Origin of the sequence: Mitsuaria sp. CC2 (genome assembly GCF_048957715.1) — a bacterium.
Taxonomy (GTDB): Bacteria; Pseudomonadota; Gammaproteobacteria; order Burkholderiales; family Burkholderiaceae_C; genus Roseateles.
In genome coordinates this window covers 353,267-368,453 of record NZ_JARVXN010000011.1, presented here as the reverse complement: position 1 = coordinate 368,453, position 15,187 = coordinate 353,267, and the positions used below count along the sequence as shown (strand labels likewise).

The 15,187-nt window shown below is 66.6% G+C and carries 15 protein-coding genes; 11 read left to right on the top strand and 4 right to left on the bottom strand.

The window, feature by feature from the left end; all coding sequences use genetic code 11:
• Window positions 1–246 precede the first annotated feature (246 nt).
• The 10 genes from PV762_RS07510 to PV762_RS07465 all read left to right on the top strand — a co-directional run bounded on the left by PV762_RS07510 (window position 247) and on the right by PV762_RS07465 (window position 10,900).
• On the top strand, window positions 247–591 hold the full coding sequence (locus tag PV762_RS07510; protein ID WP_088404226.1) for a DUF305 domain-containing protein: 345 nt from the start codon (window positions 247–249) through the stop codon (window positions 589–591).
• A 220-nt stretch (window positions 592–811) separates the two neighbouring features.
• Window positions 812–1,195, top strand: coding sequence for a hypothetical protein (locus tag PV762_RS07505; RefSeq protein ID WP_421034408.1), 384 nt, complete (start codon window positions 812–814; stop codon window positions 1,193–1,195).
• Window positions 1,196–1,221: 26 nt separating this feature from the next.
• On the top strand, window positions 1,222–2,505 hold the full coding sequence (locus PV762_RS07500; protein WP_421034407.1) for a TolC family protein: 1,284 nt from the start codon (window positions 1,222–1,224) through the stop codon (window positions 2,503–2,505).
• Window positions 2,502–4,037 carry an efflux RND transporter periplasmic adaptor subunit gene (locus PV762_RS07495; protein WP_421034406.1) on the top strand — a complete coding sequence of 512 codons (1,536 nt, stop codon included), beginning with the start codon at window positions 2,502–2,504 and terminating at the stop codon, window positions 4,035–4,037. The genes PV762_RS07500 and PV762_RS07495 overlap by 4 nt, the downstream gene beginning before the upstream one ends.
• Complete coding sequence (locus PV762_RS07490) at window positions 4,034–7,213, top strand: efflux RND transporter permease subunit (RefSeq protein WP_421034405.1); 3,180 nt, start codon at window positions 4,034–4,036, stop codon at window positions 7,211–7,213. Before PV762_RS07495 ends, PV762_RS07490 begins: the two co-directional genes overlap by 4 nt.
• A gap of 13 nt (window positions 7,214–7,226) precedes the next feature.
• Window positions 7,227–7,571, top strand: coding sequence for a copper-binding protein (locus PV762_RS07485; RefSeq protein WP_421034404.1), 345 nt, complete (start codon window positions 7,227–7,229; stop codon window positions 7,569–7,571).
• Window positions 7,572–8,105: 534 nt separating this feature from the next.
• The gene (locus PV762_RS07480) at window positions 8,106–8,258 is read left to right on the top strand and encodes a hypothetical protein (protein WP_421034403.1); all 153 of its coding nucleotides are present in this window, start codon (window positions 8,106–8,108) and stop codon (window positions 8,256–8,258) included.
• Window positions 8,259–8,281: 23 nt separating this feature from the next.
• On the top strand, window positions 8,282–8,590 hold the full coding sequence (locus PV762_RS07475; protein WP_421034402.1) for an H-NS family nucleoid-associated regulatory protein: 309 nt from the start codon (window positions 8,282–8,284) through the stop codon (window positions 8,588–8,590).
• Window positions 8,591–9,123: 533 nt separating this feature from the next.
• Window positions 9,124–9,459 (top strand): hypothetical protein, encoded by a 336-nt coding sequence (locus PV762_RS07470; RefSeq protein WP_421034401.1) that lies wholly within the window; start codon window positions 9,124–9,126, stop codon window positions 9,457–9,459.
• Between the two features lie 526 nt (window positions 9,460–9,985).
• Window positions 9,986–10,900 carry an alpha/beta fold hydrolase gene (locus PV762_RS07465; protein WP_421034400.1) on the top strand — a complete coding sequence of 305 codons (915 nt, stop codon included), beginning with the start codon at window positions 9,986–9,988 and terminating at the stop codon, window positions 10,898–10,900.
• A 29-nt stretch (window positions 10,901–10,929) separates the two neighbouring features.
• Here PV762_RS07465 and PV762_RS07460 read toward each other — a convergent pair whose 3' ends face one another.
• From PV762_RS07460 to PV762_RS07445, 4 genes are all read right to left on the bottom strand, one after another.
• A complete protein-coding gene (locus PV762_RS07460) occupies window positions 10,930–11,190 on the bottom strand; it encodes a hypothetical protein (protein ID WP_421034399.1) in 261 nt (86 codons plus the stop codon).
• Window positions 11,191–11,407: 217 nt separating this feature from the next.
• A complete protein-coding gene (locus PV762_RS07455) occupies window positions 11,408–12,490 on the bottom strand; it encodes an alpha/beta fold hydrolase (protein ID WP_421034398.1) in 1,083 nt (360 codons plus the stop codon).
• 15 nt (window positions 12,491–12,505) lie between these two features.
• On the bottom strand, window positions 12,506–13,147 hold the full coding sequence (gene udk, locus PV762_RS07450) for a uridine kinase (protein WP_421034397.1): 642 nt from the start codon (window positions 13,145–13,147) through the stop codon (window positions 12,506–12,508).
• 135 nt (window positions 13,148–13,282) lie between these two features.
• A complete protein-coding gene (locus PV762_RS07445; RefSeq protein ID WP_421034396.1) occupies window positions 13,283–14,212 on the bottom strand; it encodes a LysR family transcriptional regulator in 930 nt (309 codons plus the stop codon).
• Between the two features lie 114 nt (window positions 14,213–14,326).
• Between PV762_RS07445 and PV762_RS07440 the strand changes: the two genes are divergently transcribed.
• Complete coding sequence (locus PV762_RS07440) at window positions 14,327–15,106, top strand: SDR family oxidoreductase (protein WP_421034395.1); 780 nt, start codon at window positions 14,327–14,329, stop codon at window positions 15,104–15,106.
• Window positions 15,107–15,187: the final 81 nt, after the last annotated feature.

Below are 15,187 nucleotides of genomic sequence, written 5' to 3'. Positions count from 1 at the left end.
GAACTCCTGTAGGTTTGTCTCGCGAGCGACCCCCTTGGCGAGGGGGTGCTCGGGGCCTTGGCGTCGAGATTGATCGCCATGGAGATCACTGTAGAAATCTGGCGGCCACAAAGGCCTGTCGAGACCATTACGAAGCTGTCATGGACTGACACGCGCCCTAGCATTGGGATTGCCTCTTGCCCTTGAGAGCCAGCCACCTCACGTCGTGATCGGGCTGGTCCTTCAACCTTCTCGCAGGAGCACCTCATGAACTCAATCCACGTTTTTCGCAAGCTCGGACTCATCGCGATCGCCGGCGCCCTGAGCGCCGCTGCCGCCTTTGCGCAGTCGTCGAACCCCGCTTCGGAACAACTCAAGAAGTCGATGGACGCGGGCATGCGATCAATGCAAGGGATGAAGCTCAGCGGTGATACCGACATGGACTTCGCGATGATGATGAAGATGCATCATCAACAAGCGCTTGAGATGGCGAAGGTTCAAGTCCAGCAGGGAAAATCTGCGCCCCTGAAGACGATGGCCCAGAAGATCATCGACGACCAGACAAAGGAGATCGCGCAGCTCGATGCTTGGATGCAGCAGCACCATCGGTGACCCACGTCGGGAAAGCCCGGCCGACGAGGGCAAGCAAGATGAGCTGCTCCAGCCACTCCACGGGCAGACGTCCAGGCGTGCGCAACTGTTGGCCGGGCACGCTGAAGCGTGAACGGAAGGGAGTACGAGCCGTCCATGCGGCATCTGCACGCTGAGCTGATGGAGCCCCATGGTTGGTCGCGTGCGGCCATGCAAGGGTTGCTACTACACTTACGCGATCATGCTTCGCCGCCTTGCCCATCGCCTGACCGTCACGTGTTACGTGGCGTTGTCGCTGCTGTTCTCGCAGCTGGCGTTGGCCAACTACGTCTGCCCGCAGGAGCAGGACATGGCGGCGATGGCCGAGATGGTGGCGTCCGGCACGCCGTGCGAAGGCATGGACATGGACCAGCCGGCGCTTTGCGCGGAGCACTCGTCCGGCACGCCGCAGTCATTCGAGCCCATCAAGCTGCCGACGCTCGCGCCGCCGCTGGTGGTGTCGATCCTGGCGGTGAGCGTCGACCTTGGCGAGGACGTCCGCCTGCCGGCGTCGGCAATGACGCCGGCCGAGGATCGACCGCCACCCGATCCTCTCTTCCTTTCCACGCTCAGACTCCGAGTCTGATCAGCTCCGTCGATTGACTGGCGCCGGTGCGGCATTTCCGCCACCCGGCATCGCTGTCGTTCGTCTTCGGAGCTTTCGTGAACCCAAAAATCACCCTGCGAGCCGCCGCCTTGGCTGCCGCATTGCTGCCCCTGCTCAGTCAGGGCGCCACCCTCACGCTTGACCAGGCCATGAGCTTGGCGGTCCAGCGGTCGGAAGCCGCCCGGGCCGCCCGGGCCGGCGTCACCAGCGCCGCCGAAACCGCGCGCGCCGCCGCCCAATTGCCCGATCCCGTGCTGCGCGCCGGCATCGACAACCTGCCCATTTCAGGCAGCGACCGCTTCAGCGGCCGGGATTCGATGACTATGAAGCGTGTAGGAATCTCCCAGGAATGGCTGTCCTCCAGCAAGCGCGCCGCTCGACAAGCCGTCGCAGACGCCGCAGTACAACGCGAGGCCGCGGTCGCACGTGCCTCGCAGACCGACGTACGCCTGCAGACCGGCTTGGCGTACCTGGACGTCTACTTCGCGCGCTCGGAGTTGGAGCTGGTGACGGAGGCGGAACATCACGCCCATGACGAGCTGGAGGCCGCCCGCGCGCGGCTCGCTTCGGCCACGGCGACCAGCCAGGAAGTGCTCGGACTGTCCGGTGCTCGCGGCATGGCGGAGGACGAGACCGCCGAGGCGCGTCAGCAATTGGAAGTGGCGCGTGTCGCGTTGACACGCTGGATCGGCGCTTCCGTCGATGACCTGGCCGCACCGGAGGCGCTGCCCGCGCCCACCGAGTCCGCGTACGTTGCGAATCATCCTGCCGTCATCGCTGCGGAGCGGGATGTCGATCTGGCTCGCGCGGACACCGAGTCGGCGCGAACAAATCGCCGCCCGAACTGGTCTTGGGAGGTGAGCTACGGGCAGCGGTCGGGCTATCCCGACATGGTGTCGGTGGGCATCAGCATCCCGCTCGCAATTGCGCCGGCGCAACGCCAGGACCGCGAGCTCGCGGCCAAGCTCGCCCTCGCGGAGAAGGCTGAGGCACAGCTCGCGGAGACGACCCGCATGGCCACCGTCGAGTACCGCATGCTTGCCGCCGAAGCGGCGCGCTTGGCCGGACGCGTGGACCGCTATCGGACGGCGGTCGTCCTGCCGGCGCAGCAGCGCACCGCCGTGGCGCTGACCGCCTACCGCTCGAACCAGGTGCCGCTGACCACGCTTTTCGAATCGCGCCACGCCGAATTGGAGGCGCGGCGCAAGCTCTTCGCGCTCCAGCGCGATCTGGTCAGGGCGCAGGCGTCGCTGGCGTTCAAGGCCCTCATCGAAGGAGACCGTCCATGAAGCGCGCAGCAGTCGTTGTTTTGGTGGCGGCGCTCGGCGCCGCGCTCGCGCTGGGTGGTTTCTATGTGGGACGAACGGTCGACGGCGCCGTCCGCGTGGACGACGGACGACCTGCAGCGGCCTCCGCCGCCGGGAGTGATCGCAAGGTGCTGTATTGGCACGACCCCATGGTGCCGGGCCGTCGCTTCGACAAGCCCGGCAAATCCCCGTTCATGGACATGCAGCTCGTGCCGGTGTACGCCGACGAGGCCGCGGACGCCGGAGTCAGGATCGGCGCAACGGTGCAGCAGAACCTGGGCGTACGCACGGCCGCCGCGAAGATGGCGGACGTGTCGTCATCCTTCGACGCCGTCGGCGCAGTGCAATTCGACGACAGGCTCAACGTCGCCGTCCAGACGCGCGTCGCGGGCTACGTCGAACGCCTGCTGGTGAGAGCGCCCATGTCCACGGTGCGCAAGGGACAACCGCTCGCCATGATCTTCGCGCCGGATTGGCTGGGACCTCTGAACGAGCTTCTCGCCCTGAAGCGCGCCGGCGCCGCGCCGGAACTGATCGCGTCTGCAAGGGATCGCCTGAAGGCGATGTCCATTCCTGAGACCTTGGTTCGGCACAGCGAGGAGGCAGGGACGGCCCAGGCGCGCTTCACCCTCGATGCGCCCGCGAGCGGCGTGGTGGCGGAGTTGGGCGTTCGCGAAGGTGTGGCGGTGGCGGCAGGAACCACGCTCTTTCGCATCGCCGGAATGGAACGGGTGTGGGCTGTGGTCGAGGTGCCGGAGGCCCAGGCACTCCGCTTGACTCGCGGCCAGAAGGTCAGCGCGACGCTGCAGTCCGATGCCGCGCAGGTGTTCGACGGCGAACTGAAAGAAATCCTTCCGCAGGTCAACGCCGACACGCGCACGCTGCAGGCGCGCTTCGAGGTCGACAACCGGAGCGGGAAACTGGTGCCCGGCATGCTGCTGCGCCTGCGGATCGCGGGCGCGATCGCATCCCGGCTGGTTGTGCCCGCGGAGGCCGTGATCCGCACCGGCGCACGCGCCGTCGTCATCGTCCGCCGACAGGGTGGCGCCTTCGAACCGCGCGAGGTCAAGTTGGGGGTGGATCTGGGGAACGACGTGGAGGTCCTCGACGGCTTGCGTCCCGGTGAGGAGGTGGTGGCAAGTGGCCAGTTCCTCATCGATTCCGAGGCGAATCTGAAATCCTCGCTGGGGACGATGAGCGCGGCACCTGCCGCGTCTGCGGTGTCGGCGGCGTCGATGGCTTCCTCCCCTGTCGCCACGCCGAAACTCGCTGCCGCCGCGACCACGTATCGCGCAGAGGGCAAGATCGAAAGCGTCGATGCCGACAGCATCACCCTGTCGCACGGCCCCGTGCCCGCCTTGAAGTGGCCCGGCATGACCATGGGCTTTGGCAAGCCCGACCCCCAGACCTTTGCCGACGTGAAGGTGGGCGACAAGGTCCGTATCGAGTTCAGGCAAGGCGGCCCCATGGCCTGGGAGCTCGTGTCGGTGCGCAAGATCGGAGGCGCGCCATGATCGCCGCGCTCATCCGCTGGTCCATCGGCAACCGCTTCCTGGTGCTCATTGCCACCGCAATGCTGGTCGCCGCGGGCCTGTGGTCCGTCGCACGCACGCCGGTGGACGCCTTGCCCGACCTGTCGGACACACAGGTCATCGTGCGAACCAGCTACCCGGGCAAGCCGCCGCAGGTGGTCGAGGACCTGGTCACCTACCCGCTGACCACGACGATGCTCAGCGTCCCCGGCGCGAAGACCGTCCGCGGGTACAGCTTCTTCGGCGACTCCTTCGTCTACGTGCTCTTCGACGATCGGACCGACCCGTACTGGGCCCGGTCCCGGGTGAGCGAGGCGCTCGGTCAGGTCCAGGGGCGCTTGCCGCCGGGGGCCACCGCGGTACTCGGTCCGGATGCGACCGGCGTGGGCTGGATCTACGAGTACGCCCTGGTCGATCGCACGGGCGCGCACGACCTCGGGCAACTGCGCGCCCTCAACGACTGGTTCCTGAAGTTCGAACTCAAGACGGTGCCGGACGTGGCCGAGGTGGCCAGCCTGGGCGGCATGGTCCGGCAGTACCAGGTCGTGCTCGATCCGGACCGGATGCGTGCGCTCGGCGTGACGCAGGAGGCCGTCCTGGCCGCGCTGCGCAACGCCAATCAGGCCTCGGGCGGCTCCGTCGTGGAGATGGCGGAGAGCGAGTACATGGTGCGGTCGCGCGGCTTCCTGAAGTCGCTGGACGACTTCCGCGACATTCCGATCAGCGTCGCACGGGCCACGCCGGTGATGCTGCGGGAGGTCGCCTTCGTGCAGGTCGGGCCCGAGATGCGCCGCGGCATCGCGGAGCTGGACGGCGAGGGCGAAGTCGCCGGCGGCGTGATCGTGATGCGTTCCGGGAAGAACGCCCGGACGACGATCGAGGCGGTCAAGGCGAGGATCTCCGCGCTCAAGCCGGGTCTGCCGCCGGGCGTGGAGATCGTGGAGACCTACGACCGGTCGACGCTCATCGATCGCGCGGTCGATCATCTGCGCGACAAGCTCATCGAGGAGTTCATCGTGGTGGCGGTGGTCTGCGCGGTGTTCCTGTTCCACCTGCGCTCCGCGCTGGTCGCGGTCGTGACCTTGCCCGTGGGGGTGCTGACGGCCTTCATCGTGATGCATTGGCAGGGTCTGAGCGCCAACATCCTGAGCCTAGGCGGCGTCGCGATCGCGCTGGGCGCGATGGTCGACGCGAGCGTGGTCCTGGTCGAAGCCGCGCACAAGCACCTGGAGCACTTCGAGGCGCGGCACGGTCGATCGGCCAGCGTCGCCGAGCGCTGGGCGCTCATCACCGAGGCGTCCGTCGAGGTCGGACCGGCGCTGTTCTTCTCGCTGCTGGTGATCACGCTGTCCTTTTTGCCGGTGTTCACGCTGGAGGCGCAGGAGGGGCGGCTGTTCTCGCCGCTGGCGCTGACCAAGACCTATGCGATGGCCGCGGCCGCCGGCCTGTCCGTGACCTTGGTGCCCGTGCTGATGGGCTATCTGATCCGGGGCCGCATCCCGAGGGAAACCGCCAATCCGATCAACCGCCTGCTCATCGCGATCTACCGGCCGGCGCTGGAGGCCGTGCTGCGATTCCCCAAGGCGACGCTGGTGGCGTCGGCGCTGGTGCTGGCGATGACGGCGGTGCCGCTGATGCGGCTCGGCGGAGAGTTCATGCCGCCGCTGGATGAAGGCGATCTGCTGTACATGCCGTCCGCGCTGCCCGGGCTGTCCGCGTCCAAGGCGGCGGAACTGCTGCAGCAGACCGACCGGCTCATCAAGACGGTGCCCGAGGTGGAGCGTGTCTTCGGCAAGGCCGGCCGCGCGGACACCGCGACGGACCCCGCGCCGCTGGAGATGTTCGAGACGACGATCCGGTTCAAGCCGCGTGCGCAGTGGCGATCCGGCATGACGCCGGAAAAGCTCACCGAAGAACTGGACCGTGTCGTCAAGGTCCCCGGCTTGTCCAACGTCTGGGTGCCACCGATCCGCAACCGCATCGACATGCTGGCGACCGGCATCAAGAGCCCCGTCGGCATCAAGGTGTCCGGGCCCGACCTGGCCACGCTGGACCGGCTGACGACGCAGATCGAATCCGTGGTCAAGCCGGTGCCCGGCGTGTCGTCCGCGTTGGCGGAGCGGCTGACGGGTGGCCGCTACATCGATGTCGACGTCGATCGCGCGGCCGCGGCGCGGTACGGACTATCCGTGGCCGCGGTGCAGGCCATCGTCGCCACGGCCATCGGCGGCGAGAACGTCGGCGAGGTGATCGCGGGCGGCGAGCGCTATCCGATCAACGTCCGATATCCGCGGGAGATCCGGGATTCGCTGGAGCGATTGCGCCAGCTGCCGTTCGTGACGGAGCAGGGTGCGACCGTGCTGCTGCGGGACGTCGCGCGCGTGACCGTCGAGGAGGGGCCACCGATGCTGCGCAGCGAGAACGCCCGGCTGTCCGGTTGGGTGTACATCGATGTCCGAGGGCGTGACCTGCGCTCGGTCGTCCAGGACATGCAGGCCGCGGTGAGCCGGCAGGTGACGATGCCGCCGGGGTACGCGTTGTCGTGGTCCGGTCAGTTCGAATACCTGGAGCGCGCGACCCAGCGGCTGAAAGTGGTGGTGCCGGCGACGCTGGCCCTGATCTTCGTGCTGCTCTACCTGCTGTTCCGCAGTGCGGGCGACGCACTGCTCGTCATGGCGGCCGTGCCGTTGTCACTGGTCGGCGGTTTCTGGCTGGTGTGGGCGCTCGGACACGCGGTCTCCGTGGCCACCGCCGTGGGCTTCATCGCTCTGGCCGGCCTGGCGGCGGAGTTCGGCGTGGTCATGCTGGTCTACCTCAAGAACGCCCATGCGCAGCGTCTGGGGGCTGGCGAGCCGGACGACGACGCCACGCTGCTCGCGGCGATCCGCGAAGGCGCCGTCCTGCGTGTGCGGCCCAAGGCGATGACTGTTGCCGTGGTTATGGCGGGGCTGCTGCCGATCCTGCTGGGCAGCGGGACGGGATCCGAGGTTATGGCGCGTATCGCCGCGCCGATGGTCGGCGGCATGGTCACGGCACCCCTGCTCAGCATGCTCGTCGTTCCGGCCGCCTGGTACCTGCTACGGCGTCGACGCACCGCGGCGCCGCAAGTCTCCGACTCGCCGCCCATCGTTTCATCTTTCCAACCCACGCAACTCTGAAGGAGTTTCATCGATGAAGACCATCAACATGCTTGCCGCTACGCTGTTCGCCCTTGCCGGGATGCAGGTTCATGCTCAAGACTCGTCTGGCGCGATGTCCATGCCGATGCCGAACAAGAACGCTGCCTCGGCCGCCATGCCCCTGGTGCAGGGCGAGGTGCGCAAGGTCGACCTCGCCAAGGGCCAAGTCGTCCTGCGGCATGGCGACATTCCCAATCTAGCGATGCCGGGGATGACCATGGGGTTTGACGTGGCAGAGAAGAAGCTGCTCGACGGCCTCAAGGTCGGCGATCAAGTCGAGTTCCAGGCCGAAATGATCAAGGGCAAGGCTACGGTGACGGAGCTCAAGCGGCGCTGATCTCAATTCGGTGGCACTTCATTGCAGGGCGTCGGTGCTCCGATGAACAGACGCCGGATGGGACGCCGTGCTGCGAATGCCGGCGACCCCGCAAAGGCCCAACTGTTTCGGGTAGTGTGTTCCCTAGTCCCTTGAGCCCATCGCCAACATCGGACGCGAAGTCACCTCGCCACGGAGGAGCTCGCTACGTCAGCCCGGCACAGTTTGAAGCGACTGGAAAAGCTCAAGTTGGTGTCCACGGAGCCGGCAGCAGCCGAGAGGTTAGCCAACGCGGTCAAGGTTGATGGAGCAATGGGGTAGGGCTTCCCTAATCTCTAGAGCCCATCATCAGCATCGAAACCGACATCACCCCGAAACGCGTTTGGGACGGCTTGATTCCTGTCGATCACCAAGCGGTCTCGGCTGACAGGTCCGCCTAGGCACGCCTCCGCGACCATCCTCGCCGTTTTTGACGATCACGACACAGGCGGGAAGTCGCCATAAACTGCCGACCATCAGCGACTGAACTGAATCTCTTGCAGCGGAAGAGCCAGGATGCCGAAGATCAAGCCCGTCGCCGCCATGAAGCAGCGCCTTCAGGAAGCCCTTGGTCAGTTAGCCGAGCAGGAAGAGGTGATTGAGTTGGTGAAAGCCGCCGTGCGCCAGTATGACGTCCTACCTACCGACATCTCACGGCCGCAGAACTAGAGGCTGCGGAACCGCCGCAGCCCGTGGATCCGTCGTTTCCCTACTGTGACCGATCAGGCAACACCTGGAGCGGGAGAGGCCGGCGTCCGATCTGGCTCATTGAAGCGCTGGACAGCGGCGCAGCGCTTGCGGACTTCCGAAACCCGGACTTCAGCCCAAGCGCTGAGGAAGCCGAGCCGGACGATGCCGCATCTGTCGACAGCTCGATTCCGTACTGCGATCGGAGCGGAAACACGTGGACCCCGAGGCGGCGCAGGCCGGTTTGGCTGGTGGACGCCATCGGTGCCGGTGCATCTTTGGATGATTTTAGGAATCCTGCTCACTGGAGCTAGGGCGAGGCCGAAAACGGCGTTTTGTCGGCTTTTCCTGGAAAACCGAGATCACCCCTCGTAAGGCATTGATTTGAATGGGAGTGCGTGGTTCCAGGCGGTGAAATTCTGTCGCGACATCGCGACGCAGTATCGCCGGCTGCGCTCGGCTCAGCCCCGACGGTAGGCTCTTGACGCGCGACGCGCAGTAACTTCGCCGCCCGCCATCGCTTCCGATGCCTACCACGGCGCTCCGGACCGTCGCCGTCAGTGAACCTGAAGCCCAGGCTGTAAGCCAAAGCAAGTCAATGGGTTCTTGACGCACGACACAAAAGGGCGACTTGCCGTCTGGACGCTGTGGTCACCCAGTTCTGTCGCAGTCTGACAGGTTTCGTTAGGGTGCTTCTTGTCGCCGTACTGTCACCCGATGTGGGAAGTGTGCGGCTGATAGAACCGGAGCCGATGTTCTGGCATCAGTTGTCGGACGGGCGAACGCTCTTAATGATTCCCACGGGAGGAAGAGGTGGCGTAGAGTTCTTGTTTGTGAAGGTTCACCGATGAAGCGCGTCCGAGTCAGCAGCAAGAAGTTCGTCACCATTTCCGCGGAGATGGTGGATAAGGCCGCTCGCGTGTTCTCCACGACGCTGACGCCTGAGCAAATCCGGGCGTTCAAGTCGCCCGAGCCGGTGCGCGTCGCGCGCCCGATGCTGGGTTCGACCAAGCCGCTCGTGCTGAGCAAGCCGGTCGTCCGCGTCGAAGGCCGCAGCGGCGCCGTTGTAGCGGTCGTCCACCGGTCAGCGTGCGCGGCGTCAAAGTCTCCAGCGCCCACTTCGCAATCGGAGTCGCTGCGTAAAGTCACTGCGGCTGGCGCGTTGCGTCGCAAAACTGGCTGAGCATTCGGTGCGAGGGTGATCCCCATAGACCGGAACGTCAGCAGAGTCGGGTTGAGCCTGACCGGTGGCCCGAGCACGCCGGGTTAGCGTGAAGCGTTCCCGCACCTTGTGCGTCTGAATTTATCCGGCAGCCAGTCGAAGCGGCAGCCGTGAATGCTCCATGCAACCAGACGCTCGACAGGTCGACGTGCGTCAGCCAGTTCAGGCATTGAAGGCAACCGTGTGGAACAAAATTTAGAAGAAAGTAGGAACAGGATTTAGAAAATGAACGACGTCGGGGAACGTCCAGCGACATCAACGTGATTTGGTAGGTCACATAATGCACATTGTCAGTCTTATGGATCAAGCGATCCAGGTCTTGCCCCGAGCAGCGTCGACCTCCGTGACCCACCGACTTCCTCTGGAGCGGCTCTCTTACTAGCCCGGATCCGGGCCCAGATTTGTTGTCGACCTCGTGACTCCTCGCCGACCCGGCCCGATGGACACTGGCTCGATCCGACGCCGAGTCCCTTTCCGGAGCCGATCCATGATCGAGACCTTCGAACGCAGCCTTCCCAACGGCATCGCCCTGAGCTGCCGCGCCGCCGGCGAGCCCGGGCGGCCGCTGATGATGTTCCTGCACGGATTCCCCGAGGCGGCGTTCATCTGGGACGAGTTGCTGACGTTCTTCGCCGATCCCGCGCACGGCGGCTACCGCTGCCTGGCGCCGAATCTGCGCGGCTTCGAACGTTCGAGCGCGCCGACCGAGGTCGCCGCGTACAAGGCGCAGCTCTTTGTCCAGGACATCCAGCAGCTCGCCGCCTCCGAGCGCGCCGACGGCACGGTCGCCGCGCTCGTGGCGCACGACTGGGGCGGCGCCTTCGCATGGGGTTTCGCCAACGCCTTCCCGGATCTGGTCGGCAAGCTCGTCATCATCAACTCGCCGCACGCAGGCACCTTGTCCCGCGAACTGCGCAACAACCCCGCGCAACGTGAGGCCAGCGCGTACATGAACTTCCTCGCCCGGCCCGATGCCGAGGCGCTGCTGGCCGAAGACGATTTCCAGCGGCTATGGACCTTCTTCACCCACATGAAAGCCGGCCCCGACGGCTTCGGATGGCTCACCGAGGACCTCAAGCAGCAGTACCGCGAGGTCTGGCGCGCTGGACTCACCGGCGCCTGCAATCTCTATCGCGTCACGCCGATGAAGCCGCCGCCGCCTGGCCAGTCCATCGACGGCATTCCGGTCCTGCCGCGCGAGCGGCTCATGGTGACCGTGCCGACACTCGTGTTCTGGGCGCTGGCCGACACCGCGCTGCTTCCGGGCCTGCTCGACGGGCTCGACGATTACGTGCCGCGGATGGAGATCCTCAAGGTTCCCGGCGCCACGCATTGGATCGTCCACGAACAACCGCAGCTGATCGCGAGCGAGATCCAACGCTTCCTGCGGCAACCGGCCTGAGCGCCCTCACCGCGCGCCCCGCCCTGACGTCACCGGGGCACCGGCTCGGCGTTGAGTGCGCGATCCAGGGCCTCCCTGTAAGCCTCCTTGCGCAGCGCCTTCTCTTCGGCGCTGAGCACGGGGACGCACTTGCGGCGCTTCACCATGCTGCCGAGCGCAGGGTCCCGAGCCTCGCAGTCGACAGCAGGATCGACGGTTGGCTTCGCCGACGCCACAGACGGATCCGGCTGCTGGGAAGCGCATCCGACCAGGCTCGCGAGGCACATCGAGACAGCGAAAGAGCGGAACATGAAAACCCTTCAATAGATCACCGACCGAGCGGTATGACGTGGAGAAGCGCACCTCGTCGAGGGCGCGGCAGGGCGGGAGTCTATGCAAGCCGCGGCTGCCGCGAAAGGCGAATGGCCGACGGACTAGCCGAACGGCCTAGGGACTCACACTGCCCTCACCCTGCGCGCCCATCGATGCGCGTGGCCGCCTCTGCCGGAGACGGCCGCGCCGGCTGTCTTACCTGCCCGAGTCGGCAAGCAGCGTCGCCAGCGCCTCCTTCCACAGCGTTGCCACCGTGTGCGAGCCGTGGCCGCGCGTGGCCGGGCTGAGCGGGATGACGATCGCCCTGCCGCGCGGAACGCGTTTGATCTGCTGCTCCAGCAGGCCCAGTTCGGGCGGGTTGATCAGGTCGTCCGCCGAATTGACCGCCAGCAGCGGCGCCTTGATCCGCTCCAGTCCCGGGTTGGGGTCGTAGTCGCGCGAAGACTCCAGCGCGTAGAGCGTGTCGTTGGCGTCGCTGTTCTTCTCGCCGCTGGCCACGGCCGCGGCGATGGCCGCATCGGCGGCGGCCAGCGTCGGCCACTGCTGCTGGCGCAGCACCGGGTTGCTGGACATCAGCATCAGCATCTCGCTCGCCGTGCCCAGGCTGGGCGGCTGGCGCTTGTAGTTGCCGCCCTGCCAGGCCGGGTCGTTCCGGATCGCATCGATGACGACCCGGCGCCACAGCCGGTTGCGGCCGGCGATCTGCGTCGGCAGGCTGGCCAGCGGCATCAACGCATCCATGAAGTCCGGATAGCGCTGGCCCCACAGCCAGGTGTGCATGCCGCCCATGGAGGTGCCCATGACCAGGCGCAGATGATCGACCTGGAGGCCCTCGGTGACGAGCAGGTGCTGCGCCCGCACCATGTCTTCGTAGCCGTAGCGCGGGAATCCCGCCCGCAGGCCGTCGCTGGGCTTGGACGAGGCGCCGTGGCCGATGCCGTCGGGCAGGATCAGGTAGTAACGATCGGCGTCCAGCAGCGCGCCGGGACCGAACAGTTCGCCAGAGAACTCGGGCCGGATGAACTGCCCGCCCGTGCCGCCGGTGCCGTGCATGATCAGCACCGCATTGCTGACGCGGCCGCTGGCGTCGCGCCGCGGCTTGCCCAGCGTGCGGTAATGCAGCTTCAGCTCAGGCAGCACCTCGCCGCTGGCGAAGCGGAAGTTGCGGGCGATGAAGTCGCCCTCCACGGGCACTGGATCCTCGGCCGCCCACGTCGGGCCAGCGAGCAGACCGCCGGCCAGCAGGATCAGACACAGGCGCTTGAAGAACGGGAACATGGTGGCGGCTCCAGATCAGTGGGGGTCGATGTCACGCACCAGGCTCATCACCTTGGTGGTGATGATGTCCACCGCCGGACCGTTGGCCCCGTGCGGCAGGATGACGTCGGCATTGCGTTTGGTCGGCTCGATGAACTGCTTGTGCATCGGGCGCACGGTTTCCAGGTACTGGTTCACCACGCTCTCGGTGCTGCGACCGCGTTCCTGGATGTCGCGCTGGAGCCGGCGGATGAAGCGCACGTCGGAGGCCGTGTCCACGTAGATCTTCAGCGACATCAGCTTGCTCAGCTCGGGGTCGTACAGCGCGTAAAGGCCCTCCACCACGATCACCGGCGCAGGCTTCACCGTGATGGTCTGCGAGGAGCGGTTGTCGGCCGCGAAGTCGTACACCGGCATCTCGATCGCCTCCCCCTTGCACAGCGACGCCACGTGCGCCGTCATCAGCGGCCAGTCGAACGCGTCGGGGTGGTCGTAGTTCTGCTGTCGCCGGTCTTGCGGCGACATGTGCGACTGGTCCAGGTAGTAGTCGTCCAGCATTACCACCGCCACCCGCTTCGGGCCGATGGAGGCCAGGACCTGGCGCGTCACGGTCGATTTGCCGCTGCCGCTGCCGCCGGCAACGCCGATCACGAAAGGCTCGTTGTTGGTTTTATTCATGGAGATCTTCGCCACGCCTTCAGTCATGGCTCCGGTTTGCAGTTTGCAGAGCGTCCTATTATCGGAGACCGGGTCCTCACGCTGCCGCAGGGCTTTCAGTTCGCTTGCCTCCCGATGCACGCCCATGCGCTCCCCTCATCCGGCCTTGAACCTCGCCGCGTACCCACGCGACTTGAACTGCTCGATCACGTGATCGACGAACACCCGCACCCTGGCGGGCACCAGCCGGCGGCTCGTGTAGTAGATCGCCAGCGGCAGCGCCTCCGCATACCAGGCCGGCAGCACGCGCACGAGTTCGCCGCGTTCCAGGAAGGGCCAGGCATGCGGCATCGGCAGCATGGCGATGCCCATGCCGCTCGCCGCCGCGCGGGCCATGGCCTCCGGATCGTCCAGCACCATCACCGGCCGCACGCTCGCGACTTCCTCCTGGCCGGCGTTGTTCTTCAAGGTCCACGGCACCAGCCGCCCTGACACCAAAGACCGTCGCAGCAGCCCGCGATGTCGCGTCAGATCGGCCGGTTGCTTGGGCACCGGATTCGCCGCCAGATACGCCGGCGACGCCACGAGCACGATGCGCAGCCGCGCGAGCTCGCGCGCGATCAGCGCGTCCGTCAGCTCGATGCCGCCGCCGATGGCGACGTCGAATCCCTCGGCCACCAGGTCGACCTGGCGGTTGTCGAAATGCAAGTCCGGCACGACGTCCGGATATCGCCGCACGAACTCCTCCATCATCGGCACGAAGTACTCGCGCCCCACCGTGTGGGCCAATGCGACCTTCAGCGTCCCCGCCGGCTTGCCCGCGCCCTGCCTCAGATCCGTCAGCGCGTCGCCGATTTCGGTCCATGGCCGACGCACCTGGGCGTACAGGCGCTCTCCATCCGTCGTCAGCGCCAGGTGGCGCGTGCTGCGCTGGAACAGGCGCACACCGAGCTTCGCCTCGAACTGCGCCACGCTCTTGCTCACCGCCGCAGGCGTGAGCCCTAGCCGCCGCGCGGCTGCGGAAAAGCTTCCTTCATCGGCGGCGGCGAGGAAAGCATCGAGGGTGCTGCTCAGTTCGGTCGACATGTCGCCAGCTTATACCAATGGTTGAAACTGAACACGCACCTTTCCAACTACCGCAATCAGGTGGCGACGACCATAGTGGAGTCCATCAACCACCCCGCTTCGAAAGGAAACGTCATGAGCACCGCCACCCTCACCTCCGCCAAGACCCCTGCCAACGCCGTGCTGACCGGCAAGGTCGCCTTCATCCACGGCGGCTCGCGCGGTATCGGCGCCGCCTCCGCACGCCGTCTGGCCCGCGACGGCGCGACCGTCGCCGTCGGCTACGCCGCGTCGGCCATCGCCGCCGAAGCGCTGGTCGAAGAGATCAAGGCCTCCGGCGGCCAGGCGATCGCCGTCAAGGCCGACGCCACCGACGCCGCCGCCCTCACCCGCGCCATCGACGGCGTCGCCGAACGTTTCGGTCGCCTGGACATCCTCGTCAACAGCGCCGGCGTGCTCGCCGTCGCGCCGCTGGACCAGTTCACGCTGGAAGACTTCGACCGCACGGTGTCGGTCAACGTGCGCTCGGTGTTCGTCGCCACGCAGGCGGCGGCCAAACACATGCGCGAGGGCGGCCGCATCATCAACATCGGCAGCACCAACGCCCAGCGCATGCCCTTCGCCGGCGGCGGCGTCTACGCGATGAGCAAGTCCGCCCTGGTCGGTCTGGTGAAGGGCCTCTCGCGTGACCTTGGCCCGCGCGGCATCACCATCAACAACGTGTCGCCCGGCCCGGTCGACACCGACATGAACCCGGCCGACACCGAGTTCGCCGCCGGCCTGCACGGCCTGATGGCCCTGCCGCGCCACGGCAAGGCCGAGGAGATCGCCGCGATGGTGGGTTACCTCGCCGGACCCGAAGCGGGCTTCGTCACCGGTGCGGACCTGCTGATCGACGGCGGCTTCGCGGCCTGAGCGCCGCCGTCGGAGCCGGCGTCCGCACGGACCCGGCTTCGGGCAGGCGTTCTCAGACTTCTCGCCGGCGCGTCTCAGCAT